This is a genomic window from Parasedimentitalea marina, from assembly GCF_004006175.1.
Lineage (GTDB): Bacteria > Pseudomonadota > Alphaproteobacteria > Rhodobacterales > Rhodobacteraceae > Parasedimentitalea > Parasedimentitalea marina.
Genome location: NZ_CP033219.1, coordinates 2894039 through 2916441, shown reverse-complemented (window position 1 = coordinate 2916441; position 22403 = coordinate 2894039). Strand labels below are relative to the sequence as shown.

The window sequence follows — 22403 nt, the reverse complement described above, 5'->3', positions numbered from 1 at the left end:
GGGAATTCTAACGTAAGACGATGACGGCGCAGGGCGCATGGCGAACAATCCGAGCGGCGGTGGTGCCCAGGAAATAGTCACGCAAACCCGGCATGTGGGAACCGACGATGATCGCGTTTGCATTAATCTCGGCGGCATATTCGGTGATGGTGCGGCTGGAATGCCCTTTGAGGATCACAGGAGTGACCTCTGGGGCGTTGTCAAACCGAGCTTTGAGCGCGCGTTTGGCATCATCATAGGCTTTGCGAACCAGGTCCTCGTCAAGGTAGGTGCTGACAGATCCGCTAGGGGGTTCATAGACATGCACAGCTATGATCTCGGCGTCTTTCCCGCCAAGGCGACGCGCGGTTTCCAGTGCCTGTTCTGCAATGCCATGTTCCAGTGAAAGGGCGAGTATAATTTTGTCGTACATCAGCTAGTTTCTTTCCGGTGTAATTTCAGGCCGCAGTAAGATTTTAGGGGCGGCGACAACACCTCGGCGAATGTCGGAAAACGCCTCTGCCCCTGCCGAGAGAGGACGGATCTCTGCCCAATCAAGCCTGCCAAGACGCCCATCAAAAATTGCTTGAGCCGTCTGAACAAAATCTTCGGCTGTATAGGTATAGGTGCCGATGAATGTGATTTCTTGAAGGGTCATCCGCCGGATATCGAGCCCGCCGGTGTCTTCGCCTAATCCAATATGACCGATCACTCCGCCGGGGCGAACACAAGCAGAGGCAGTGGCGCGAGTGGCGGCATAACCGACCCCATCAATGACCAGATCAAACATGGTCTCGTTGGTTGGGTGGTCAGTCACTGTTTGGCCGCAGTGATTGATCAAATAGGCGCGGCGGGTTGGGTTGGGTTCGACAATCGTGACGTTACCTACGCCCTGTGCCCTTAGACTAAGTGCTGCACCCAGGCCTATTGCGCCACCGCCCAATACCAATGCCTTGTCACCAGCGCCTCTTAAAGCTGCCAGTGAAAGCCGCGCAGCGTGCCAGCCGCAGGCGATAGGTTCGGCCAGTGCCGCCTTGGTCAGAGGGACGCCATCCGGCACCGTGACTAAATTGCTGTCTGGCATTGCAACCAGCTCTGCAAATCCACCCTCACGCGGAGGCATCGAGATGATTTGCCGTTCGGGGCAAAGATTGTCGCGACCATCACGACAGGCCGGACAAGTGCCACAGGTCACCAGTGGATTTACGGTCACTCTCTCGCCATGGCGAGTGCCGCCTACGATCTCGCCTGCTACCTCGTGACCCAGGATGAGTGGTGCGGGCCGCCGGTCATCGTGACCTAGATAGGCGTGCATGTCCGAGCCGCAGATTCCCACATAGGTAATCCTGATAAGCTGCTCACCAGATGCAACATCCGGTTCGGGCACATCTAGGTATTCCAAACTTTCGGGGCCGGTATAAACTAATGCCTTCATTTAGCGGTAAAACCTCCATCAACCATCAGTACCTGACCGGTCACATAGGCCGAGGCATCAGAGCATAAAAACAACAGTGGACCGTCCAGATCCTGCGGTTCGCCATTGCGCCCAACGCATGTCTGAGCGGCATTACCTGCAGCGCGTTCCGGATCGTCAAAAACTGCTGCGGTCAATTCAGTGTGGAAAAAACCCGGCCCAACTGCGTTGGCATTGATGCCATGTGGTGACCAGGCCTCGGCCATCGCGCGGGTCAGCTGGGCAACACCCGCTTTTGTCGCGCCATAGGCAATGCCGCCGGGAAAGGCCCTCGTGGTTTGCAGCGACGCGAAATTGATGATCCGCCCCCAGCCCTTGGCCTTCATGCTGGGAACCATTTGCTGACTTAAGAAGAAGGGGGCTGACAGGTTCAGGCTGAGCGTAACATCCCATCCTTCGGGGGTGACGTCATCCGCAGTTTGCCGTGTGTTGATACCAGCCGCATGGATCAAAATATCCGGAGCGCCAAAAGGCTTGGATACTTCCTGCACCAGATCCCCAAGAGCGTCGCGATCTGAGACATCAAAGGCCACAGCGTGAGTGTTTTCACCTGCTTCCGCGTGCCAATCGGCCAATGCGTCTGCCCGGCGGGCAACGCCGACAACCTGCGCCCCGGCCTGAGCCAGCACCGTGGCCGCCCGGCGACCAAGGCCCGAACTGGCCCCGGTCACACAGGCTACCTTTCCGCGGACAGAGAATAGATCGCTTTGCTCAGCCATTGGCGGTAAGATCAAATGCTTCGTCCGGGAAATACTTAGCCAAACGCACATCTGCAGCGCGTGCGTGGCCTTCCATACCTTCTAGACGTGAGATACGGGCCGTGGCCTCGGCAACAGGCTTAGAGCCTTCGCGGGTTGCCTGCTGCCAAGTGACGATTTTCATGTATTTGTGTACGGACAGACCGCCGGTGTAGTTGGCCGCGCCAGAGGTCGGCAGTACATGGTTGGTGCCCGCTGCTTTGTCGCCATAAGACACGGTTGTTTCTTCACCCAAAAACAGTGAACCATAACAGGTCAGGCGGTCCAGCCACCAAGTCAGATCCTCGGCCTGCACAGTCAGGTGCTCTGGCGCATATTCATCCGAAGTCGCAGCCATCTCTTCTCGGTTGGCGCAGACGATTACCTCGGCATAATCGCGCCATGCGGCGGCGGCGTTTTCCCTGTTCACATCTGGCAGATCATCGATCAGCGCAGGGATGCGGGCCATGACATCTTGGGCCAGCTCGCGGTCGTCCGTGACCAGCCAAACTGGAGAGTTGTAGCCATGCTCAGCCTGGCTAACGAGGTCTGTGGCGACGATATGGGGATCAGCAGTATGGTCAGCCAAGACAAGGCTGTCGGTCGGCCCCGCGATCATATCTATGCCGACGCGACCAAATAGAATACGCTTGGCTTCGGCGACAAACTGGTTGCCGGGACCGACAAGGATATTGGCCTTGGGCAAACCAAACAGACCAAATGTCATTGCCGCAACGCCCTGAACGCCACCCATCGCCATGATTTTGTCAGCGCCACAAATGTGTGCGGCGTAGACAATTGCAGGAGCGATTCCGATACCCGGCCGCGGTGGAGAGCAGGCTGTGATGTGCTTGCAACCTGCGACTTTGGCTGTCGTCACAGTCATGATGGCGCTGGCGACATGGCTATAGCGTCCACCCGGTGCATAACAGCCAGCGGCATCGACCGGAATCGCTTTTTGTCCTGCGGTTAAACCAGGGACGACTTCGTATTCGACATCTGCCACGGTTGATTTTTGCATTTCAGCAAAACGCTTTACGTTGTCATGCGCAAACTGAATATCCTCCTTCAGCTTGTCTGGAACTAGGGCACAGGCTGCCTCGATCTCAGCCGGAGTCAGCAAAACATTGCCTTCATATTGGTCAAATTTCGCTGCATATTTCAGAGCAGCTTCATCGCCACCGGCTTCGATATCCGCCAAGATTTTGACCACGGTGTCATGCACATCGGACGCATCCGATTTTGAAGTCAATGTGGCCTTCTTTAAGTACTCACGAGCCATGTTTGTTGGTCCTATTTGTAGATATCGGGGAGCAAGGTTGTTGAAATTGCCGGCACATAGGCGATCAGCAGAACAACCAAAAGCATGAAGAAAACGAAGGGAACCGCACGGGCCGCGATCTTGAGGATCGACTCACCGGTGATGCCGGAGACAACGAACAGGTTCAGTCCAAGCGGTGGTGTGATGAACCCAACACCCAGCGCGGTGATCATCATGATGCAGAACTGAATTTCGTTCATGCCGATGTTATCAGCCAAAGGCTTTAGAATTGGAGCCAGGATCACGATGTTGGGTGTGGTCTCCATGACGCAGCCGGCTGCAATCAAGATGCCGATCATCAAAAGGATCAACACGTAGGGATCATCCGTCAGCGAGGTTACTGCGGTGACAAAACCCTGTGGTACGCCCATGATGGCCAGTGCTTCGGCGAGCGGTGCAGAGAAAGCGATGATCGGCAGAATGATCCCGTTTACCTTCGCTGAACTCACCAGCATCGCTGGAAAGTCAGACAGCTTCAGAGTGCCCAAGATGAAACCCATGATGATGGTGACGACCACGGCTGTTGCACCCGCCTCGGTTGGGGTCAATCGGCCTGAGAAGATACCATAGAAGATGATGCCGGGGACGATAAAGGCATACCAGTCCGATGCCAAAGCCCGGCGCAGGTTGGTGAACCATTCCCCCATGGTCATCAATCCACCGCCCTCATAGGCGTAGATCCGGTTCATCACGATATTGGTAATCAGGATTGAGATCAGAATGGCCAGGCCTGGGATCAAGGCTGCCAAAAACAGTGTCGATGCGGAAATACCGAGCACGAGGCCAATGATGATATAGGCGATGGAAGGTGGAATTAAGATGCCTGTACAGGCTCCTGCGGCGACCAGTGCGCAGGCATAGGGACGGGGGTAGCCACTTTCGACCAGTCGATCGATGGTCATCCGGCCAACCGCTGCAGCACCGGCTGCATCAGAGCCAGAGATTGCGGCAAACATTCCACAAACTAGAACCGTTGCCGACCCAAAGCCGCCTTTGGCCCAGCATGTCAGGGCCTCGGCCACGTTTAGAAACTTGCGGCTAAGCCCCGTTCGTACAAGCACATCACCAGTCAAAATGAAAAGGGGCACGGCGGTCAGCGCAAAGGCATCGATACCCGAAAACAGACTCTCGCCAATCAGGCTGAGCGGCAGGTCGCCAGACATGATCAGCATGAGGATAGCAGCAGAGCCGATGGAAGCCCAAACCGGCACAGCCATAGCGATGAGACCGACAAAGACGATTACAGGAAGATAGAAATCCCAGCCGAGTTCGACCGTTTGTTGAAGATTATTCCAGAGCATTTTTGGTGTCCCTCAATCAAACAGTTTGTCGCCTTCGTAGACGGGGGTGCCGTCACGAAGGGATCGAAAGTCACGGAGGAAGGACTGCACGAGACGGAAAATCATCAACGTAAAGCCAACGGGAACAGCCGCAAGAAACCAGACTTTTGAGATACGCAGACCATCGGTCACTGAACCGTACTTGGCTGAAACCAGCACCGTTTCAAATGACCAGTAAAGCGCGACCAGAGCGACGACAAACATCACCAGATCACCAAAAATGTAAAAAACTGCCTTGGGTCTGGGGCCGAGGTAGTGCAGTAAAACGTCGATGCGTATATGAGCACGTTCCTTTACCGCAGCTGCAGCGCCGACCCAGGCAAGGTAGATGAAAGAATATCTGACGATTTCTTCGCCCCAAATCGACGAATAAGAGAACAGCTCGCGGCGGAGAACTTCGACGGCCATTGTAACGACTAGCATCACGTAAAAGACCAAAAGCAGCCAGCGTTCAGCATTTCGATCCAATTGTCTTAGGATATTCATCACGCGTCCCGATGTGGAATAATTGTTGGAGCGGCGTCGCAATGCATCGCCGCATACTCATGTTCAAAAAGGGGTGCCCCGAAGGGCACCCAGGGGAAAATTATGCGTCGTGAACGAAGTATTTGCCCTGTGTGCCAGCGGCTTCTTCCAACTTGGCGAATGCGTCCATGGACCCGGCAAGTTCCTTCTTGAACTCATCCCATTCGGGGCGCTGATAGCCACCGGCGGCTTGCCATTCTGCCAGTTGGTCTTCGCTAAGCGAGTGGAATTGAACACCCGACTTTGCAAGTTCGGACATTGCATAAGAACGGGCAGATGGAACTTTGGACAGGTTCTGGTGCGCGGTCATTTCCGAGCCCCACATAACACCATCTTGCACATCAGCGGGCAGGCTGTTGAACCATTCCAGATTACAGGAATAAACTTGGCTGTCTGGCACCGCCTGCGTAAAGGTCACATGGCTCAGAATATCCTTGAAGCCAAACACGTATAGCGCGCCAACAGATGGGTCGAGCGCGTCGGCGACACCTTGCTTAATAGCGGAAGGTGTTTCACCCCATGCTACCGGTGTTGGGTTTGCACCAACCAAACGATAGTATTGTTGCAGCATTTTTGATCCCGGAACCCGGAACTTCACACCTGACAAATCAGATGGGCTCATCACTGCGCCAGCACCGCCTTTTCGAACTGCTACGACGCGCGGATCGATGTTGACATAAAACAGCGCCTTAAAGCCTGCAGCCTCTACTTTGGGGTGGACCTCAGACTTCCAGTGATCAGAGTTTACAAGGTTAGTGAAACGCTGATTGGAGCCACACAGATACGGCATGTTGATCAGGTCAACGGTTGATGCAAATGGGGCAAAATTGGACAGTGAATGCTGTGCGGCCTGAATGGTGCCACCTTGCACTTTTTGTACCAACGCTCCACCAGCGCCTAGCTGCCCACCTGGCGCCATTTTGACATAGACTTTGCCATTGGTAGCGTTCTGGATGTTTTCCTTGAGGTCCAGCTGCATGATTGGATAGCTGCGCGATGCGCCCAGCACATAAGCTGTGGCCAAGGTCATGATGTGGTCCGCGGCCTTCTCACGCTCGCGCTCTTCTTTGTTGGTCTGAGCAACGGCTTCGGTGGACCAGAGAGTACCAGCGGCTCCGGCAACTAAGGCGGCGGTAAAGCTGCCAGTTCCGGCCAGCTTTAGAAAGTTTCGACGCTCCGTCGAGGCAAGTTCTTTGTGGTTCCGATCCATGTTTTCCTCCGGTTGGACAGTTTAACGCTGCTGTTTGTTGGATTGTTTTTCAGCGGTCTCTTTTTTCAAAATGGCCGCCACGAATATGATCGAGGCGGCAAGCAGAATTAGCATTTCGGATACATCCCCTAGGAAAACTCCCATGCCCATTGATCCAAGGATCACATTGGATCCGAAGACGGCAAACAGCAGTAAAGCAAGAGCCAGAAGCATTTGTTTCTCCAGTTTGACGGTTAGAAGTCCGATTCGCTCGATCAATGTAAGCGCTTACATTGACTTCATGCAAGCGTTTACATCTATCTCTTGAAAATAGACCGTTCATCTCGGAAATGAAGTGCAACAATCGTGGAAACAGGATAAGCACTCCTGCAATGACAACAGACGACCCAAACAACGACCGAACTCCAACGCTGGCTGACGTAGCGCGCCTTGCAAAAGTGTCGACTGCAACAGTGTCGCGTTGCTTGAATTCGCCTGATCGGGTAATCGAAAAAACCCGGACCAAGGTTTTGGCAGCAGTGCGTGACTTGGGTTACGCCCCAAATTTTAACGCCCGCGCCCTGGCAGCGAAGCACACCAATACAATTGGTGCAATTATTCCAACCATGGAGAATGCAATCTTCGCACGTGCCTTGCAGGCGTTTCAGGAGGAGTTGGGTGGTAGTGGAGTTACCTTGCTGGTCGCGTCCTCTTCGTACCGGGCCGATCTTGAAGAAGAACAGATCCGCACTCTGGTATCGCGTGGAGCAGACGGAATTCTATTGATCGGTTATCACCGAGACCCAAAGATTTACGAATTCCTTCAACGTCAGGGCGTCCCTATTGTTGTTGCCTGGGTTTTCGATCCGCAAGCGGATGTCCTAACGGTTGGCTTCGATAATTTCACGGCAATGAAGGCATTGGCGGATAAGGTTATCAGCATGGGGCATCGCCGAATTGCTACGATCACGGCCAATCCCGAATACAATGACAGAGCTAGTGAACGCCTGAGGGGCATTCGAGCGGCCATGTCGGAAGCGGGAATTTCTGCAACTGACCTGTCTATAGTCGAGTCTGCATATGGGATTGACGAAGGGGGCAAGGCGCTGGAGCAGATCCTAGCTCAGCCGGTTCGACCTTCTGTGGTAATGTGTGGCAACGATGTTCTGGCCGTCGGGGCAATCGCCAGGGCAAAAGAGCTGGGCCTGAGAGTTCCTGAGGACATTTCCGTGACTGGGTTTGATGACATCGAGATCGCAAAGATCTCGTCACCGCCACTCACAACCGTCCACGTGCCGCACCGGCGCATGGGCAAGGAGGCCGCCAGGATGCTTATCAATTTGGTCAACGCCACAAAGGACCAAAAGAACACTTTAATTGAAACATCCCTGAAAATTCGGTCGTCACTGTCCAAACGTTGAACAGTGTAAAGTGCTGAGGATCCGATAAAGACCTGTGCTTGAAAGGCCGCTTGCACGTTTGGCTATCCACCATCTTGCACCTGACGCGAAGAGCCTCTTCTCACCCTTATTTCTGCTCTGTAGCACTGAATGGGACGCGAGAAACATGACGCTTTGGGCTGAAAGTGGGAGTTCGCTGCGTCGAGACCGAAGGGCAGCAATGCGCAGTTATTGACCACCTTTGCAAAAAGTTGCCCGCCCATGACGCGCCGACATGTCGCGAAGGGCCCTTACAGGCCATTCGTGATCATTGCAGCGAATGGCTGGTCAGGAGCCACTGTGGCCGATGCTGCAAAATGCTCCAAGGTATACAATACAGACTTACCTGACGTTGACGAAGAACCGGCCCAAAGACAAACTACTCGCGGCTTAGTTTCTCTGAATAACTGAAACATCTAAGCGGCCATTCGCAAATGAAAAATTACTCGGCTGAAACATTTAAGTCAGCCGACTTTTCAACAGGTCTCCGGGCTTGGGGAGTACCGGACACCGGTTCCCGCGGACAACAGCCGGTTCTTTGCCAAATGTCGCAGATCAATAGGCCGCAGCCCCGTGATATTAAGTGAGAATTGGATCAGGTGCGGTTCGTCCACAACGTCTTCTTTCTGTCAGAGTGCGGGATTAGAAGGGATATGGTCCAGCCCCAGAAACCGGCCCGATGCGTACGGATCGAAAGCCCGAATTCCAGCGATGCAACAAACACCCACCTTCTAAAGTCATAAACCCAACTGGGGCGTTGGAGCGCAGGTCATAGGGAAATGTACTGCTTGGCGATGGCGCAGACATGGCAGTGTGACCCGCGATGTTGGCCACCATCAGGTTGTGGATATGGCCACATACGATCCGCAATTCACCATTGTAGCCGGTCACAGTGTCACTAAGATCATGCGCATTGGACAGACCGATTGTGTCCATAAAATCAATGCCACTGGCAAAAGGTGGATGATGCAAAGCCAACAGAACGGCGGCCCCGTCAGCCTCTGACAACGCATTGCTTAGGAACGCTAACGTTTCGGGTGTCAACGTGCCCCCCCCTTGCCCTTCTACGAGTGTGTCGAGACCGATGAGATAGACATCTCCAACTTTATGAGCCCAATTTAGCCGGCCGTTGTGCGGAAGATGATCCGCAAACGCGGCGCGCATTGGATCTCGGGCGTCGTGATTGCCTGGAATCACATATGTGGGCAGATCAAGAGGGGCCAGCAGTGCCTTGGCCCTCACGTAGGAGTCATTACTGCCATCATCGCTGACGTCGCCACTCAGCAAAACTGCATCGATGGGACCCACTTGATCGCGGATATCACCAATATGTCCGACGAGCCGTGACAAAGCATCAAAAGTGTCGAGCCGCCGCGACACGAGCGCGCCTTCTTTCATGATATGCGTGTCCGAGATTTGCAGGATCGTGGTCATTTGATACCTGCACGCAAGAAGGCTTGCACGAACTGGCGTTGGAAGATCAGGAAGGCGATCAACAATGGCGCGACTGACATCAATGTAGCGGCCGATATAACGCTAATATCAACTCCGTTTTCAGGAGCGCCAAAAATCGACAAACCAACAGTCAGGGGTCGTGTTTCAGGAGAGTTAGTCACAATCAATGGCCACAGAAAGTTGTTCCAGTGGGTCGACACTGACACCAACGCATAGGCTAAATAGGTGGGTTTTGCCAATGGCACGTAGACGCGCCACAGGATTCCCAAAAGGCCGCAGCCTTCGATGCGCGCGGCTTCGTGCAGCTCAATAGGCACGCCTTTAAAGGCCTGGCGCATCAAGAAGATACCAAACGCACTGGCCATGTAGGGCATGCCTACACCAAGGATCGTATCGAACAGGCCTAACCGTGACACCATCGCGTAGTTTTCCACGATCAGCACTTCGGGCAGGATGAATAGCTGCATCAAGACCAGAATGAATACGTAGTCTTTGCCGGGAAACTGCAATTGCGCAAAGGCAAAGCCTGCCAGCGTGGTCAAGATGAACTGCCCGATCAGGATCACCGTCACCAGCGTGAAGGTGTTCATGAAATACTTGAGCCAGGGCGCGCCATTCCATGCGACACGGAAGTTATCAAGCGTCCAAGGCGAGAACAGGTTGAGGTTAACTGCATCCGATGTGGAATGGGTCGCGGCCCAAAAGGCGAACAGCAACGGGGCAATCCAGATGACGGCCAAAATAATCGCGCCGAAGCTGTCCATGAATTTTGTGAGGCTCTTCATTGGTAGTGTGTCCTTTTATCAAGGTACAAGAACTGCACCGCTGCCACGATCCCCAGCACTGCTATCACTAGGATCGTTATTGCAGCGGCATGGGGTGCGTCGAAGAAGGCAAATGCCATTTCCCAAATGTAGTAGAGGATCAGCTTGGATGCGTCAGACGGCCCACCTTTGGTAAGGATGAACAGGTGGTCGATCAGCTTGACCGAGTTGATCATTGCATTGACCGCAATGAAAAGCGTCGTGGGCATCAACAATGGCAGCACAATGCGGCGGGTATACGTCCAGCGGCTGGTGCCTTCGATGTCGGCGGCTTCTTTCAGGTCTTCGGGGATCGTCTGCAACGCGGCGAGATAGAAGATCATAAAGAACCCTGCCTCTTTCCAGATCGTCACAATGATGATGGCCCAGAGCGCGGTTTCGGGCTGGCCCAACCAGTTGACTGACGGCAGACCGAAAACGCTGCCGATTTGGTCCAGCACGCCTAATCCGGGCGTGTAGAAGAACAGCCACAGGTTCGCGGCGGCGATCATGGGCAGCACGGTGGGAGTGAAATAGGCGGTGCGCACAAAGCCGCGAGCGGAAATCTTGGAATTTGCCCAAAGCGCCATTGCAAGCGCGATGCCAATTGACATTGGGATGGTCACACCTGCGTAGAAAAGGTTGTTTTTAACCACGAGCCAAAAGGTCGGGTCTGCGAATAGATCGGCATAGTTTTCAGTGCCAATGAATTCGGTCGGGTTGCGACGGGTGTTACGCGAAAACAATGACGACCAAAGGGTAGCGATGGATGGATAAAAAGCGAAGACCGTTAACAGCACTGCGGCCGGTGAGAGCAAAAGCCAGCCATAGATGGCCTGCCTGCGGCGTTCTAGATTAACATGAGCCGACATTGGCGTATCTCCGGTTTCGGGGAATGGTTGGGCCAATGCAATCTGCACCGGCCCAATCGAAAGGTTTATTGGTAGTCAGAGAGCAGGCGCACTGCGGCGGCCTGCGCATCGGACAGCGCGTCGGTTGGGGATTTTGCCCCGGTCAATGCCGATTGGATCGCGTTATTCAGTCCGTCACGCACACGCGCCGTCTCAAACGTCGAGAATTCTGCAACGGCGTTTTCAAGCTGATTGCGGGCTACGAGTGCGGGCGGAAATTCCGCCGTATAGTCCTTCAACGCTTCGGTCTCATAGGCGGCAGGAGACACTCCCATGTAGCCCGTGGCGATGGACCATGCGGCAGCCTGTTCAGGCGACGTCATAAACTGCATCAGCTTCAACGCAGCGGCGCGTTCTTCGTCTGATGTGTCTTTGAACAGATAGAAGTTACCACCACCTGTTGGAGAACCAAGACGCTCATTGCCGGGCAATTCAGCGACACCAAAATCAAAGCTAGCGCCCTTTTTTACAGCCGTCAGGTTGCCTGTGGAATGCCACATCATCGCGGTCTGACCTTCAAGGAAGGCTTGGCGCAGTGTGCCCCATTCAACAGTGCCCGTTGGCATAATGCCATGCTCGGCTGACAAGGACTGCCAAAATTCCAGTGTCTCAACGACTTTCGGATCGTCGAAATAGGTTGTTAGACCGTCACCTGACATGACTTCTTTGCCGTTCTGGATCGCCAGCGCTTGGAACATCCAGTATGGATAGCCCGTGGATGGGATCATCAGGCCATAGGTGTCGTCTTTGGTCAGGGCTTTGCCCATCTCGACCATTTCGTCCCACGTGGTTGGTGGCGATTCTGGATCAAGACCCGCTGCACGGAACAAGTCCTTGTTGTAGTAGGCCACGATGGTTGAACGCTGGAACGGGATACCCCATGTCTGACCTTCAATCAGACCGTTGGCCATCAGAGCCGGGTAAAAACTGCCCAGCCATTCTTTGTCAGCATCAGTGGTTGCGACGTCTTCCAACGGGATGATTAGCTCTTGTTCGATCAAGTCATAGGCATCAATCGAGAACATAACCGCCAGCTGTGCAGGCTCACCTGATGCAAGCGCCGATAGCGCACGGACGCGCGTGTCGTCATAGTTGCCCGAATAGATCGCATTCACGGAGATGTCAGGGTTCGCCGCCTCAAAATCTGCAACGATACCGTCAACCACTTCAGTGAGCGATCCACCTACGGCGATTGGGTAATACATCGTCAGTTCGGTTTCAGCGCTGGCTGATCCCGCAAGACCTGCCGCCATCGCGGTGGCAAGTCCCAGTCCAGTTGTTGAAAATAGTTTCATGTCATCCTCCCTAGATGTTCATTGAAATTCAGCAGGCACCTATAGGTTACGGCGCTGCCATTCTTTTCCCCGCAGCGTCAAAGACGTGCAGGTTTTCGTCGTGGAAATTTATGTCAACCTCTTGGCCGTCGGGCATCATCGACATTCCAGGCTTCATGACGCACAGGCCTGCCGCGCCCGCATGCTCCAACCCAATCAGTGTCTCTGATCCCAAAAATTCGCACTCATTGACGATACAGCTCATCCGGCCTTCGCCTTTTGGCACCACATCAACATGCTCGGCCCGGATCCCGATCGTGCGGCCATCGCCAAAGCCATTGATTGCGGATGATTCAATAAGGGCCATCGGCGGCGCACCGACAAATTCGGCCACAAAGGTGTTGCTGGGCTTGCTGTACAATTCCTCTGGAGACCCGACTTGTTGAATGCGGCCGTCTTTCATTAAGACAACGGTGTCCGCCATGCTCATCGCTTCGGTTTGATCATGGGTCACATAGACCACCGTGATACCCAGATCGCGTTGTAACTTCTTGATGTCTTTGCGAACCGAATTACGCAGTTTCGCGTCTAAATTCGACAGCGGCTCGTCCATTAGACACAAACGCTGACCTGCAACGATCGCACGGGCCAAGGCGACGCGCTGGCGTTGCCCGCCGGACAATTCACCGGGCTTGCGGTCTTCGTAACCCAACAATCCGGTAATTTCCAAAGCGCGGTGCAGCTTTTGCTGACGTTCCTTCTTGGGGACGCGTCGAACTTTAAGGCCAAACACCACGTTTTCCGCGACCGACAAATGGGGAAACAGAGCGTAGGACTGAAAAACCATTGACAGGTTTCGGTCTGACGCCGCACTGGTCGTGACGTCCTTGCCGTCAATAATAATTGCTCCCTCATCAGGAAGCTCAAGCCCTGCTAACAGGCGCAATGTCGTAGACTTTCCGCAACCCGAAGGGCCCAAAAGCGCAGTAAAACTACCTTCGGGAATGTCGAGCGATATGCCCTCGACACCAAGTTGGCCAGCCCAGCGTTTGGCGACGTCTTTCAGTACCACAAAAGGGGAGGTCGTCATTTCGCATCTCCTTCGGCTATCACAAGCCTGTTTTCAAGCGGGTCCAACAGCGGGGCAAACGCAGGCCCTGGACGCCTATCCATGATGATTGTGTCGATATCAGAAATATTGTCGCCCAAGGCCGGCGCATGACGCCCGAACTTGGACTGGTCGACAACTAAGAGTGATTTCTGCGCATTCGCGCGAATTGCTTGCCGCGCTCTAACCTCGGTGGAGTGGAAATCTAAAAGGCCGCCATCCAACGCCACACCCGCCACGCCAAAGACCGCAAATTCGACTCTGTACTGCCCAAAGAACTCCAGAACGTCATCGCCCAGAATATCGCGGTCTGGCAAACGCAACTCTCCCGCAGGCAGGATAATACGGTTTGAAAGTTCGTCGCTCAACGCCATTGCTGCATTCAGATTGTTAGTAATCACGGTCAGGTTTTTTCGGCTGCGCAAGGCTTGTGCGACGCTTAGAGGGGTAGATCCAATGGAGATAAACAGGGTCGATCCATCGGGGATAAGTCGCGCCGCTGCTTCGCCAATCGAACGTTTCCCTAAAGGGTTGGTGCCAGCACGCTGATCAAATGGCGTATTTAAGAACTCTTCGCTCAGTTCGATCCGGCCATGGACGCGATGCAACATCTCACCTTCACACAACGCGTCCACATCGCGGCGAATTGTTTGCATGGAGACATCGAACCGCTCGGCAAGCGAACCCACAGTCACAGCTCCTTGCTCAAGAGCAAGAGCCGCAATCGCGTCTCTTCGAATTTGCTTCTTAGATGACATCCCAGCCCCTTGTTGCTCTGCTTGATGATGTTAGGGTTCAAAAAGCAACAAAGCAACAAAAATAAGAGCACTTTGCGCGGCAGGTCGGATAAGTCTTTGGATTACTGTGAGAAATATTGCCTCTTTTGACCAAAAAGGCGGCAAATATTGTTGCTTTGTTGTTTTATCCTTTCCTTGAGCGATTTTACCCTTAGGATGAACCATGGATTTTGTGGCCAGTTATAGCAGCGGGGAAAAGATGCTCACGACCCAATCAATATTTGATCGCTATGAAGAGGTTCGCTCCCGACTTCCTAAGACAACCGCCCTTACGGCAACTGTGGATATTCAGTCGCTGATGGATATTATCGATGAAGTGGACGCCTTCGTTTTTGATGCTTTTGGTGTCCTGAATGTCGGTGAAACCTTGATTCCCGGAGCGGATCGAAGGCTTGATCAGCTTAGAGAATGTGGGTGTGCCATCCGCATTCTGACCAATGCCGCAAGCTATGACCGCGACGGAGCCATCGCCAAGTTCAAGCGTCTGGGGCTGACCCTCGCTGATGACGAGATCATCACCAGCCGTGAGGCGGCTCTACAGCATCTTCCAGATGGTCATTGGGGAGTAATTGCCGCGGATGCGGACCCTTTGGATGATCTTCCCGCAACTACGACGCGGCTTGAGGACCTGCCTGAAGCTTATGATCACGTTGATCAGTTTTTGTTTCTTTCGTCGGCTGAATGGTCCACACATCGTCAGGCGCTTTTGATGTCTGCCATGCAGCACAACCCGCGCTGTCTGCTTATTGGAAACGCCGATTTAGCCGCACCGCGCGACGATGGTTTTTCGGTGGAGCCCGGGTATTTTGGACATCTCATCGCGGATGTCTTTCCAGAACACGTTCGGTTCTTTGGAAAGCCTTTTGGCGAAGTCTATGATTTGATCGAGGCCTCGTTGCCAGCGGTACCGTCCCAGCGCATCGCAATGTGCGGAGATACACTTCACACTGACATTCTGGGTGCTGCCGCCCGTGGGTGGCAGACTGTTCTGGTAACTCAAGACGGTTTGTTTGCAGGATATGACACCAATGACTTTTCTACCCAAGCCAACCTTTTTGCAGATTGGCGGTTGGGCCGCATCTAACGGTTCGCGTATCTTAGTGATCACTTCATACCTTCGGTGTGTCGCGACCTAGCACCCAATAATCGTATCAAGAGGACCCGTCTTTAGCGATAATTGACGCGGGCTAAGTCCATACTCCAGTATCCTATAAGAGCCAGAAATTTTGCCGCTCACCTGACGTCCGCTTTTGATAACGGAATGAAAGTCTCGCACTTACGGCGTGCGTTCGCAGACCGACTGTGCTGTATTGGTTGGTCTCGCAATTTGTAGATTGCAGCCATGGAGAGTTTGCAGCGAAAGCTCACTTTGTCCGCACAGCGCACGTTGGTGCTCGACGCAGCGAACGGCTCCTTACTGCCTTTTGTGCTCGATATGCCGCGTCATGCTGCACACAGCACGAATGTCGTAGAAGGGCTGGGAGCACCAGTTTCACTGACCCCTGTGGCGGTCTGGAAGGCCCGCTAAGCCGCTGCAGACTCCGTGAGCAACGAAGGTCACTTCACTAACAAGAAAGCCCATCTGCGTCGACAACTCGACATTGACACAGCTTTCTATCACGGGCGGGGGAGGGCGGTCCACATTGAGCTCGGGTCGACCTCAAACTTAGCCAATAACCGCACAGTCTGAAGTTCAGTTCAGCTGACGGCGTTAGTTTTCGATACGATCCGAGATTTCCTTGCATGCGATTTCCATGGCAGGCCGAAGCGCATCCAAAGATGGCCGGGTATATCTCTGCCCGGTTATCGACAGGGGCGTATAGTTTAGCAGCCGACCAACGATCTCTTCCAGAACCCCAGCCTCCATCGCGACTGTTGCAAATGTCCTGCGATGCATGTGCGGGTTGAATTTGATCCTTTCCGGCTTCGTGATGTGCCCTGCCACCGACTTTGGAGACGGAAACACCCATCGACGGCCGAGAGGGCGCAGCGGTGCCAGAATCTCATGGTGTACCTGCAGGATAGGGAGATCAAAACTCCTGCCGTTCTTCGTCATCGGCAAGTGGATCCGATCTTCCTGGACTTGTTTCCATTGAAGAGTAAGTGCCTCGGTTTTTCTAAAACCATTAAACAGGAGAAGTTCAAAGAATACGCGATGAATTGGGTTGCTCAGATCGTCGATTGTTTGCCGCCACTCTTTCAAGTCGCCAATGATCCGGCCATCCGGTGTTTCTTCAAACCACTCGATAGCCATCGTAGGGCACTCAGCCAGATCGTACGTCCGGCGTGCATGGTTGTAGATTGTCCGGAAACTGCGCAGAACACGATTGGCACCAGATGGCGTCTTTGCCATGTCCTGGTGTCGACGTACCAAGCCTTTAACTTCGGTATCCCAGTATTTGTCCGTACTGGAATTGGCGTGAGGTAATTTCTTGGCAAATGTCTCTGTGAGCTTAGACGTATCTTTGTCGGCATTTTGTAGGCAAGGGTACGCAACTGGGTGCTACTCTATGCAATCAGATGCGAGAAAAAAGTCAATAAAAAGAAAGGCTAAGCAGATCGGTTATACTCTACGAAACTCAGGATCTTTGTTTGGAAGGCTGAGGTCTTACCATTACACAACGCCCACTCTACAGTTTCAGGACCTATTTCATAGACTTTGGGAGGTTTAGAGGCCTTTCACCGCAAAATGATTACGTTGTCGAACCCGCGTCGGAGCACGGCCGTTATCTGTGCTGGCCTCTTTCTGGGAGACCAACGGCAATGTTCAGCTTGATTTCACTCAGTGACGTTTAGGCCTACATCTGAAAGTAAGATCTGTTGACAGCCTTGAGAATATTTCAGGAAGCGTGAACCCCGAATGGGCCAATCTCGATAGAGAATGCCAGAGTTTCGAATTGCGATGTTATCCCCTTGTGAAACACAAGAAGGAGATGGCCATGAGATATGGATTTGTTGGTCTGGGTCAGATGGGGGCGCCGATGGCAGCGAACCTGGCGGCAGCACAGGACGTAAAAGTTCTGGACCTTAGCGAAGATGCAATCAAGGCTGCAGTTCGTGCCGGAGCATCTGCGGTGTCCTCGCTCAAAGATTTTGCTGATATCGGCGTTCTGTTCCTTTGCTTGCCAAACGGCGGTATTGTCGAAAAATCCCTTTTTGATAAGACGAACGGCATTGCAAAGTTCCTGTCGCCGAACACCATCGTGGTGGATACATCGACGATCGAGTATTCGCTTACTCTGAGTATTGGTGACCGTCTTGATGCGCTTGGCCTAAGGTTCTTAGATGCGCCAGTGTCCGGAATGTGGAAGCGCGCACAAGATGGTACGCTCACGATGATGATCGGTGGTGAAACAGATATCGTCGAGGATCTGAGACCCGCACTTTCCACAATGGCAGACCGTATCTTGCACACCGGCGCTGTCGGAAGCGGTCAGTTGACCAAATTGATCAACCAGTTGCTCTTTGACATTAACGTCGCCGCATTGGCGGAAATTCTGCCCATGGCCAAGAAACTGGGGCTTGATCCGGAAAATACAGCAGAGGTGGTCAATTCCGGCACCGGCCGAAGCTATGCATCAGAGTATTTTATTCCTCAGATTCTCGAAGGCACCTTTGACACCGGCTATCCCCTGCAATCCGCCTACAAGGATTTGATCAGTGGTGCAGAAATTTCGGCACGATACCAAATTCCGGCGCCCGTTTTGGCAGCGGCCACCAGCACATATCAACAGGCATTGCTTGAGGGTCATGGCGCCAAAGACAAGGGCGCCATGGTGCTTGTTTACGAGCGTCTACTGGGGGTGAATTGTCGCAAATCTAGCGTGGAGGACACGACCAATGACTGAGGGAAAAGGAATACAGGGCGGGTTGACCAACTATGGTGACAAGGATTTCGCATCCTATTTGCGCCGCTCGTTTGCACGGTCCATGGGGCTATCGCGCGACATGTTGGACAAGCCCATCGTCGGGATCGCGATGACCCCGTCAGGGTTCAACAATTGTCACCGTTCCATGCCGGAATTGGTAGAGGCCGTGTCTCGTGGTGTTCTTGCCGCTGGCGCATTGCCGCGTCCGTTTCCAACGGTTTCCTTGGGCGAGGTTTTTCTGAACCCCACAAGCATGGTGTACCGAAACCTGATGTCTATGGACACCGAGGAGATGGTACGGGCGCAGCCAATGGATGCTGTTGTGTTAATCGGAGGATGTGACAAGACCGTTCCTGCTCAACTGATGGGGGCCGCGTCGGCGGATATTCCCAGCGTCCAACTGGTTACAGGGCCGATGATGACCGGTCGCCACAAAGGCGAGCGCCTTGGTGCCTGTACGGATTGCCGGCGTTTCTGGGGCAAGTTCCGCGCTGGTGAAGTCCCCGGCGAAGAAATCGCCGAGATCGAGGGTCGTCTGGCCACAACCGCAGGAACCTGTGCGGTTATGGGAACCGCAAGCACTATGGCCTGTATTGCCGAGACGCTTGGCATGTCATTGCCTGGGAGCGCGGCCATTCCGGCAGTTCATTCTGATCGCTTGGTGGCAGCAGAGGAAAGCGGCAGACTTGCGGTCAGTCTTATTCAAAATCCCCGTTTGCCAAGCGAAGTCATCACTGAGAAATCGGTGGAGAATGCCTTTCGTGTGCTAATGGCGGTCAGCGGATCGACAAACGCTATTGTGCACCTGACTGCGGTCGCTGGACGTTTGGGTATTCGCATTTCGCCAGAGCGTCTGAACCAGATTTCTGACGAAACCCCTGTTCTTGTAGATCTCAAACCCGTGGGTAAAGGCTACATGGAGGACTTTTATGCAGCTGGCGGCGTCGGAGCAGTGCTTCGCGAGATCCGCCATTTGCTGCACCTAGATACAGTGGATGTGACCGGCCAAACGCTGGCCGAACGTCTGGATGATGAGCCTGACTGGGTCGATCGCCGTGTTATCCTTCCCTTTGACGCCCCTGTGTCCGACGAAGGTGGTTTGATCAGCCTGTTTGGCAACATTGCGCCGCAAGGTGCGATCTTTAAACGTGCAGCCGCAACGCCAGAGCTTTTTGAAGTTGAGGGCAGGGCGGTTGTGTTTGAGAGCCTTGAAGATCTCGCGCAGCGCGTTGACGATCCCGATCTTGATATCGAAGCCAACGACATCATGGTTTTGAAGAATGCAGGCCCTGTGTCGGCTGGAATGCCCGAAGCTGGCTATCTGCCGATCCCCAAAAAGCTCGCCAAGAAAGGTGTGAAAGACATCGTACGAATTTCTGACGCGCGGATGTCTGGTACCGCCTTTGGAACGATTGTACTGCACATGTCCCCAGAAGCTGGGGTTGGCGGGCCTCTGGCTGCGGTTCAAAACGGCGATCGCCTGCGTCTTTCGGTGTCTGAAAAACGCATAGATCTATTGGTTGATGACGCCGAGATTGCGCGCCGCTTGGAGGGGCACAGCAAACCGGAGTTGGCCAGCCGGGGCTATCGCGGACTGTACAGTCGAACGGTTTTACAGGCCGACGAAGGCTGCGATTTCGATTTTCTGACGCACGAAGGCTGGTCAAAAGAGAGCACAAAATGAATCTTTTTACACAAATGCAAAAGCGCGCCGAGGATGGCAATCCGGTGCGTATCGGGATGATCGGTGCTGGCAAGTTTGGCACCATGTTCCTGGCTCAGGCTCTTCGCCTTAAGGGGATTCACATTGTTGGGGTTGTTGACCTGCACCCTGATGTGGCGAAATCCAATATGAAGCTCGTGGGCTGGGACGAAGCGGCCTATGCGGCCCAAAGCCTGAACGATGCCGCCCAGTCTGGCGCCACCTTTGTGGGGGACAACTGGGAAGCGCTTGTTACCCATCCAGACATTGAGATCATTATCGAATGCACGGGCAACCCATTGGCAGCTGTCACCCATTGTCTAGCCGCGTTTAACCACAAGAAGCATATCATCAACGTGACAGTGGAAGCCGATGCATTCTGCGGCTCCGGGTTGGCTGACAAAGCCAGAGACGCAGGTGTCATCTACAGCATGGCTTATGGTGATCAGCCTGCTTTGGCCTGTGATCTTGTAGACTGGGCCCGCACCTGCGGCTTTAGCGTTGTGTCAGCGGGGCGGGGGCATAAGTGGTTGCCCCATTACCGGCAGTCGACACCAGACACCGTCTGGGATCATTGGGGGCTGACGGCCAAACAAGCCAAACGCGGCCGCCTGAACCCCAAAATGTTCAACGCCTTTCTGGACGGGTCGAAACCCGCCATTGAAAGCGCGGCAATTGCAAACGCCGCTGGCCTCGATGCGCCCGATAACGGATTGGTCTTTCCGCCGGGGGGTATTGACGATGTTCCAAACTTAATGCGCCCGCGTTCTGAGGGCGGGGTGCTGGACCGTAAGGGCATGGTTGATGTCGTGTCATGTCTGACGGCTGACGGTGCCCAAATTCCGCATGATATTCGAAAGGGTGTCTGGGTCTGTTTTGAAGGCGACACAGAGTATCTGCGCAATTGTTTCGAAGAGTACAAAGTCGTCACCGACGACAGTGGCCGCTATATGTGTAACTATAAACGCTGGCACCTTATTGGGCTGGAACTTGGGGTGTCTGTCGCCTCCGTTGGCATTCGCCAAGAGCCTACAGGTGTCGCCCGTGAATTCCGTGCCGATGTTGCAGCGGTTGCAAAGCGTGATCTTGCCAAGGGTGAAATCCTTGATGGCGAGGGCGGCTATACCGTTTCCGGCGGCCTTCGCCCGGCAGCGAAATCCGTTGCTGAAGGGTATGTTCCCCTTGGGCTGGCGCACAATGTCACCTTGGTCAAAGACGTCGCCGCAGGAGAGCCGGTCAAATGGAGCGATGTCGAAGCAGACACCAACACGGATGCCTACCGATTGCGTCGCGAGATGGAAGTCAAACTGATCGCGAATGTGGCAGTATGATACATTTGGATGATATCGCATTTATAGGAGAGGGGCTAAGCCGTCCTGAATCCGTACTGACGACCCGAAGTGGCGACATCTTTGTGTCTCACAAGGGCCATGGGGTCATGCGAATTTGCTCAGACGGAAGCCAATACCTCTTACAAGGCCCCTCCGAATTCGGAGGGATGCCTGTGGTCCCGAATGGAATATCACTTAGACCTGATGGCAGTTTTCTTATTGCGAATATTGCTGATGCTGGAGGCGTGCTTGAACTGGACGGCGATGGTATCCGGCCCCATCCGGTGTCCCAACGAGGCAATGTCCTGCCGCCGGTAAACTTTGTCCTGGTTGATCAGGTTGGCAAGATCTGGGTGACTGTTTCATCCAAAATGCAACCAAGATCGCGGGCCTATCGGCGTGACGTAAAGAATGGATATGTCGGCCTGATCAATCCGGATGATACGTTCTCCGTTGTTTTGAAAGACCTTCACTACACCAATGAAGTCAGACCGGATTATGAAAATGGCTGGCTGTATATAGCCGAGACATTTGGTCAAAAAATCTCTCGTGTCCGTTTGGACGAAAATGGCGTTCACGGCGAGCCAAAGATATTCGTTCAGTTTCCCCCGGGGACATTTGTTGATGGTATCGAGCTGGATACAAACGGCGGATTATATGCCGCCTGTATCGTATCCAGTGAGTTGTATCATATTGATGCAGGGGGTTCTCCAACTCTGATTGTCGGTGAACGCAACGCTTCCTGGATAGATGAAGTCGAAGCGGCTCTGACTGCAAACACAATGGGAAGGCAACACTTCGACAGCTCTCCGGCAACAGTGCTGCCCAACATCTCCAGCGTCGCATTTCTGGGCGAAAACCAGGACAAAATTGTCTGTGGCAACCTGTTGGGTCAATCCCTGCCTGTGCTGGATGCGCCGCACCCGGGGCAAAAACCAGCTCATTGGGGCGTTAACGTTCCAAAGTGGGGCGAGCGCCAGGTTTGAAGGCGGGTCATTCGACATCACAGTAAGATATTCACAAAAACTTGACGGACGGCACTTAATTTGCGGCCGTCCGTGATCGCTTAGGCCGACTTTGCTGAAACGCAAAAACCACATTCACATTCTGCTTTTGACTGCGTGTGTAAGTATCTGATTGGAATGGTTA

21 protein-coding genes are annotated in these 22403 nt (G+C 53.7%); 6 read left to right on the top strand and 15 right to left on the bottom strand.

Features of this window, described 5'->3' with window-relative positions:
• Positions 1-7: 7 nt before the first annotated feature.
• The 8 genes from EBB79_RS14070 to EBB79_RS14035 all read right to left on the bottom strand — a co-directional run bounded on the left by EBB79_RS14070 (position 8) and on the right by EBB79_RS14035 (position 6844).
• Positions 8-412, bottom strand: a complete 405-nt coding sequence (locus EBB79_RS14070) for a universal stress protein (RefSeq protein ID WP_127749475.1) — start codon at positions 410-412, stop codon at positions 8-10.
• A 3-nt stretch (positions 413-415) separates the two neighbouring features.
• Positions 416-1414 (bottom strand): zinc-dependent alcohol dehydrogenase, encoded by a 999-nt coding sequence (locus tag EBB79_RS14065; protein ID WP_127749474.1) that lies wholly within the window; start codon positions 1412-1414, stop codon positions 416-418.
• Positions 1411-2172 carry an SDR family NAD(P)-dependent oxidoreductase gene (locus EBB79_RS14060; protein WP_127749473.1) on the bottom strand — a complete coding sequence of 254 codons (762 nt, stop codon included), beginning with the start codon at positions 2170-2172 and terminating at the stop codon, positions 1411-1413. Before EBB79_RS14060 ends, EBB79_RS14065 begins: the two co-directional genes overlap by 4 nt.
• Positions 2165-3472, bottom strand: a complete 1308-nt coding sequence (gene hisD / locus EBB79_RS14055) for a histidinol dehydrogenase (RefSeq protein WP_127749472.1) — start codon at positions 3470-3472, stop codon at positions 2165-2167. The genes EBB79_RS14060 and hisD overlap by 8 nt, the downstream gene beginning before the upstream one ends.
• An 11-nt stretch (positions 3473-3483) precedes the next feature.
• Positions 3484-4812, bottom strand: a complete 1329-nt coding sequence (locus EBB79_RS14050; RefSeq protein ID WP_127749471.1) for a TRAP transporter large permease — start codon at positions 4810-4812, stop codon at positions 3484-3486.
• Positions 4813-4824: 12 nt separating this feature from the next.
• Positions 4825-5337 (bottom strand): TRAP transporter small permease, encoded by a 513-nt coding sequence (locus tag EBB79_RS14045; protein WP_127749470.1) that lies wholly within the window; start codon positions 5335-5337, stop codon positions 4825-4827.
• A gap of 100 nt (positions 5338-5437) precedes the next feature.
• Positions 5438-6586 carry a TRAP transporter substrate-binding protein gene (locus EBB79_RS14040; RefSeq protein WP_127749469.1) on the bottom strand — a complete coding sequence of 383 codons (1149 nt, stop codon included), beginning with the start codon at positions 6584-6586 and terminating at the stop codon, positions 5438-5440.
• A gap of 21 nt (positions 6587-6607) precedes the next feature.
• Positions 6608-6844 carry a hypothetical protein gene (locus EBB79_RS14035; RefSeq protein ID WP_338045762.1) on the bottom strand — a complete coding sequence of 79 codons (237 nt, stop codon included), beginning with the start codon at positions 6842-6844 and terminating at the stop codon, positions 6608-6610.
• 113 nt (positions 6845-6957) lie between these two features.
• On the opposite strand from EBB79_RS14035, the gene EBB79_RS14030 reads away from it, so the two are divergent.
• Positions 6958-7986, top strand: coding sequence for a LacI family DNA-binding transcriptional regulator (locus EBB79_RS14030; RefSeq protein ID WP_127751007.1), 1029 nt, complete (start codon positions 6958-6960; stop codon positions 7984-7986).
• A gap of 660 nt (positions 7987-8646) precedes the next feature.
• Here the strand turns inward: EBB79_RS14030 and EBB79_RS14025 are convergent.
• The 6 genes from EBB79_RS14025 to EBB79_RS14000 all read right to left on the bottom strand — a co-directional run bounded on the left by EBB79_RS14025 (position 8647) and on the right by EBB79_RS14000 (position 14313).
• Positions 8647-9438, bottom strand: a complete 792-nt coding sequence (locus tag EBB79_RS14025) for a phosphodiesterase (RefSeq protein WP_127749468.1) — start codon at positions 9436-9438, stop codon at positions 8647-8649.
• A complete protein-coding gene (locus EBB79_RS14020; protein WP_127749467.1) occupies positions 9435-10244 on the bottom strand; it encodes a carbohydrate ABC transporter permease in 810 nt (269 codons plus the stop codon). The genes EBB79_RS14025 and EBB79_RS14020 overlap by 4 nt, the downstream gene beginning before the upstream one ends.
• Positions 10241-11134, bottom strand: coding sequence for a carbohydrate ABC transporter permease (locus tag EBB79_RS14015; RefSeq protein ID WP_127749466.1), 894 nt, complete (start codon positions 11132-11134; stop codon positions 10241-10243). The genes EBB79_RS14020 and EBB79_RS14015 overlap by 4 nt, the downstream gene beginning before the upstream one ends.
• A gap of 65 nt (positions 11135-11199) precedes the next feature.
• Complete coding sequence (locus EBB79_RS14010; RefSeq protein WP_127749465.1) at positions 11200-12468, bottom strand: ABC transporter substrate-binding protein; 1269 nt, start codon at positions 12466-12468, stop codon at positions 11200-11202.
• Between the two features lie 46 nt (positions 12469-12514).
• Entirely contained in the window at positions 12515-13537 is a 1023-nt protein-coding gene (locus tag EBB79_RS14005; RefSeq protein WP_127749464.1) for an ABC transporter ATP-binding protein, read from the bottom strand.
• Entirely contained in the window at positions 13534-14313 is a 780-nt protein-coding gene (locus EBB79_RS14000; RefSeq protein WP_127749463.1) for a DeoR/GlpR family DNA-binding transcription regulator, read from the bottom strand. Before EBB79_RS14000 ends, EBB79_RS14005 begins: the two co-directional genes overlap by 4 nt.
• 238 nt (positions 14314-14551) lie before the next feature.
• On the opposite strand from EBB79_RS14000, the gene EBB79_RS13995 reads away from it, so the two are divergent.
• Positions 14552-15436 (top strand): HAD-IIA family hydrolase, encoded by an 885-nt coding sequence (locus EBB79_RS13995; protein WP_127749462.1) that lies wholly within the window; start codon positions 14552-14554, stop codon positions 15434-15436.
• A 627-nt stretch (positions 15437-16063) separates the two neighbouring features.
• On the opposite strand, the gene EBB79_RS13990 is transcribed toward EBB79_RS13995, so the two are convergent.
• On the bottom strand, positions 16064-16705 hold the full coding sequence (locus EBB79_RS13990; RefSeq protein ID WP_238704910.1) for a tyrosine-type recombinase/integrase: 642 nt from the start codon (positions 16703-16705) through the stop codon (positions 16064-16066).
• A 586-nt stretch (positions 16706-17291) separates the two neighbouring features.
• Between EBB79_RS13990 and EBB79_RS13985 the strand changes: the two genes are divergently transcribed.
• The 4 genes from EBB79_RS13985 to EBB79_RS13970 all read left to right on the top strand — a co-directional run bounded on the left by EBB79_RS13985 (position 17292) and on the right by EBB79_RS13970 (position 22240).
• Positions 17292-18200: an NAD(P)-dependent oxidoreductase gene (locus EBB79_RS13985; protein WP_127749461.1), complete on the top strand. Its 909-nt coding sequence runs from the start codon at positions 17292-17294 to the stop codon at positions 18198-18200.
• Entirely contained in the window at positions 18193-19905 is a 1713-nt protein-coding gene (locus EBB79_RS13980; protein WP_127749460.1) for an IlvD/Edd family dehydratase, read from the top strand. Before EBB79_RS13985 ends, EBB79_RS13980 begins: the two co-directional genes overlap by 8 nt.
• Positions 19902-21254 carry an NAD(P)H-dependent oxidoreductase gene (locus EBB79_RS13975; protein ID WP_127749459.1) on the top strand — a complete coding sequence of 451 codons (1353 nt, stop codon included), beginning with the start codon at positions 19902-19904 and terminating at the stop codon, positions 21252-21254. Before EBB79_RS13980 ends, EBB79_RS13975 begins: the two co-directional genes overlap by 4 nt.
• Positions 21255-21499: 245 nt before the next feature.
• The gene (locus tag EBB79_RS13970; protein WP_164860814.1) at positions 21500-22240 is read left to right on the top strand and encodes an SMP-30/gluconolactonase/LRE family protein; all 741 of its coding nucleotides are present in this window, start codon (positions 21500-21502) and stop codon (positions 22238-22240) included.
• Positions 22241-22403: the final 163 nt, after the last annotated feature.

Excerpts from the sequence above, each read along its gene's own strand:
- EBB79_RS13990 (WP_238704910.1), bottom strand. The coding sequence starts at position 16,705 with ATGGCAAAGACGCCATCTGGTGCCAATCGTGTTCTGCGCAGTTTCCGG.
- EBB79_RS14025 (WP_127749468.1), bottom strand. The coding sequence starts at position 9,438 with ATGACCACGATCCTGCAAATCTCGGACACGCATATCATGAAAGAAGGC.
- EBB79_RS13975 (WP_127749459.1), top strand. The coding sequence starts at position 19,902 with ATGAATCTTTTTACACAAATGCAAAAGCGCGCCGAGGATGGCAATCCG.
- EBB79_RS14020 (WP_127749467.1), bottom strand. The coding sequence starts at position 10,244 with ATGAAGAGCCTCACAAAATTCATGGACAGCTTCGGCGCGATTATTTTG.
- EBB79_RS14005 (WP_127749464.1), bottom strand. The coding sequence starts at position 13,537 with ATGACGACCTCCCCTTTTGTGGTACTGAAAGACGTCGCCAAACGCTGG.
- EBB79_RS14030 (WP_127751007.1), top strand. The coding sequence starts at position 6,958 with ATGACAACAGACGACCCAAACAACGACCGAACTCCAACGCTGGCTGAC.
- EBB79_RS14015 (WP_127749466.1), bottom strand. The coding sequence starts at position 11,134 with ATGTCGGCTCATGTTAATCTAGAACGCCGCAGGCAGGCCATCTATGGC.
- EBB79_RS14000 (WP_127749463.1), bottom strand. The coding sequence starts at position 14,313 with ATGTCATCTAAGAAGCAAATTCGAAGAGACGCGATTGCGGCTCTTGCT.
- EBB79_RS14045 (WP_127749470.1), bottom strand. The coding sequence starts at position 5,337 with ATGAATATCCTAAGACAATTGGATCGAAATGCTGAACGCTGGCTGCTT.
- EBB79_RS14050 (WP_127749471.1), bottom strand. The coding sequence starts at position 4,812 with ATGCTCTGGAATAATCTTCAACAAACGGTCGAACTCGGCTGGGATTTC.
- EBB79_RS14070 (WP_127749475.1), bottom strand. The coding sequence starts at position 412 with ATGTACGACAAAATTATACTCGCCCTTTCACTGGAACATGGCATTGCA.
- hisD (WP_127749472.1), bottom strand. The coding sequence starts at position 3,472 with ATGGCTCGTGAGTACTTAAAGAAGGCCACATTGACTTCAAAATCGGAT.
- EBB79_RS14010 (WP_127749465.1), bottom strand. The coding sequence starts at position 12,468 with ATGAAACTATTTTCAACAACTGGACTGGGACTTGCCACCGCGATGGCG.
- EBB79_RS14065 (WP_127749474.1), bottom strand. The coding sequence starts at position 1,414 with ATGAAGGCATTAGTTTATACCGGCCCCGAAAGTTTGGAATACCTAGAT.
- EBB79_RS13980 (WP_127749460.1), top strand. The coding sequence starts at position 18,193 with ATGACTGAGGGAAAAGGAATACAGGGCGGGTTGACCAACTATGGTGAC.
- EBB79_RS14040 (WP_127749469.1), bottom strand. The coding sequence starts at position 6,586 with ATGGATCGGAACCACAAAGAACTTGCCTCGACGGAGCGTCGAAACTTT.
- EBB79_RS14060 (WP_127749473.1), bottom strand. The coding sequence starts at position 2,172 with ATGGCTGAGCAAAGCGATCTATTCTCTGTCCGCGGAAAGGTAGCCTGT.
- EBB79_RS13995 (WP_127749462.1), top strand. The coding sequence starts at position 14,552 with ATGCTCACGACCCAATCAATATTTGATCGCTATGAAGAGGTTCGCTCC.
- EBB79_RS13985 (WP_127749461.1), top strand. The coding sequence starts at position 17,292 with ATGAGATATGGATTTGTTGGTCTGGGTCAGATGGGGGCGCCGATGGCA.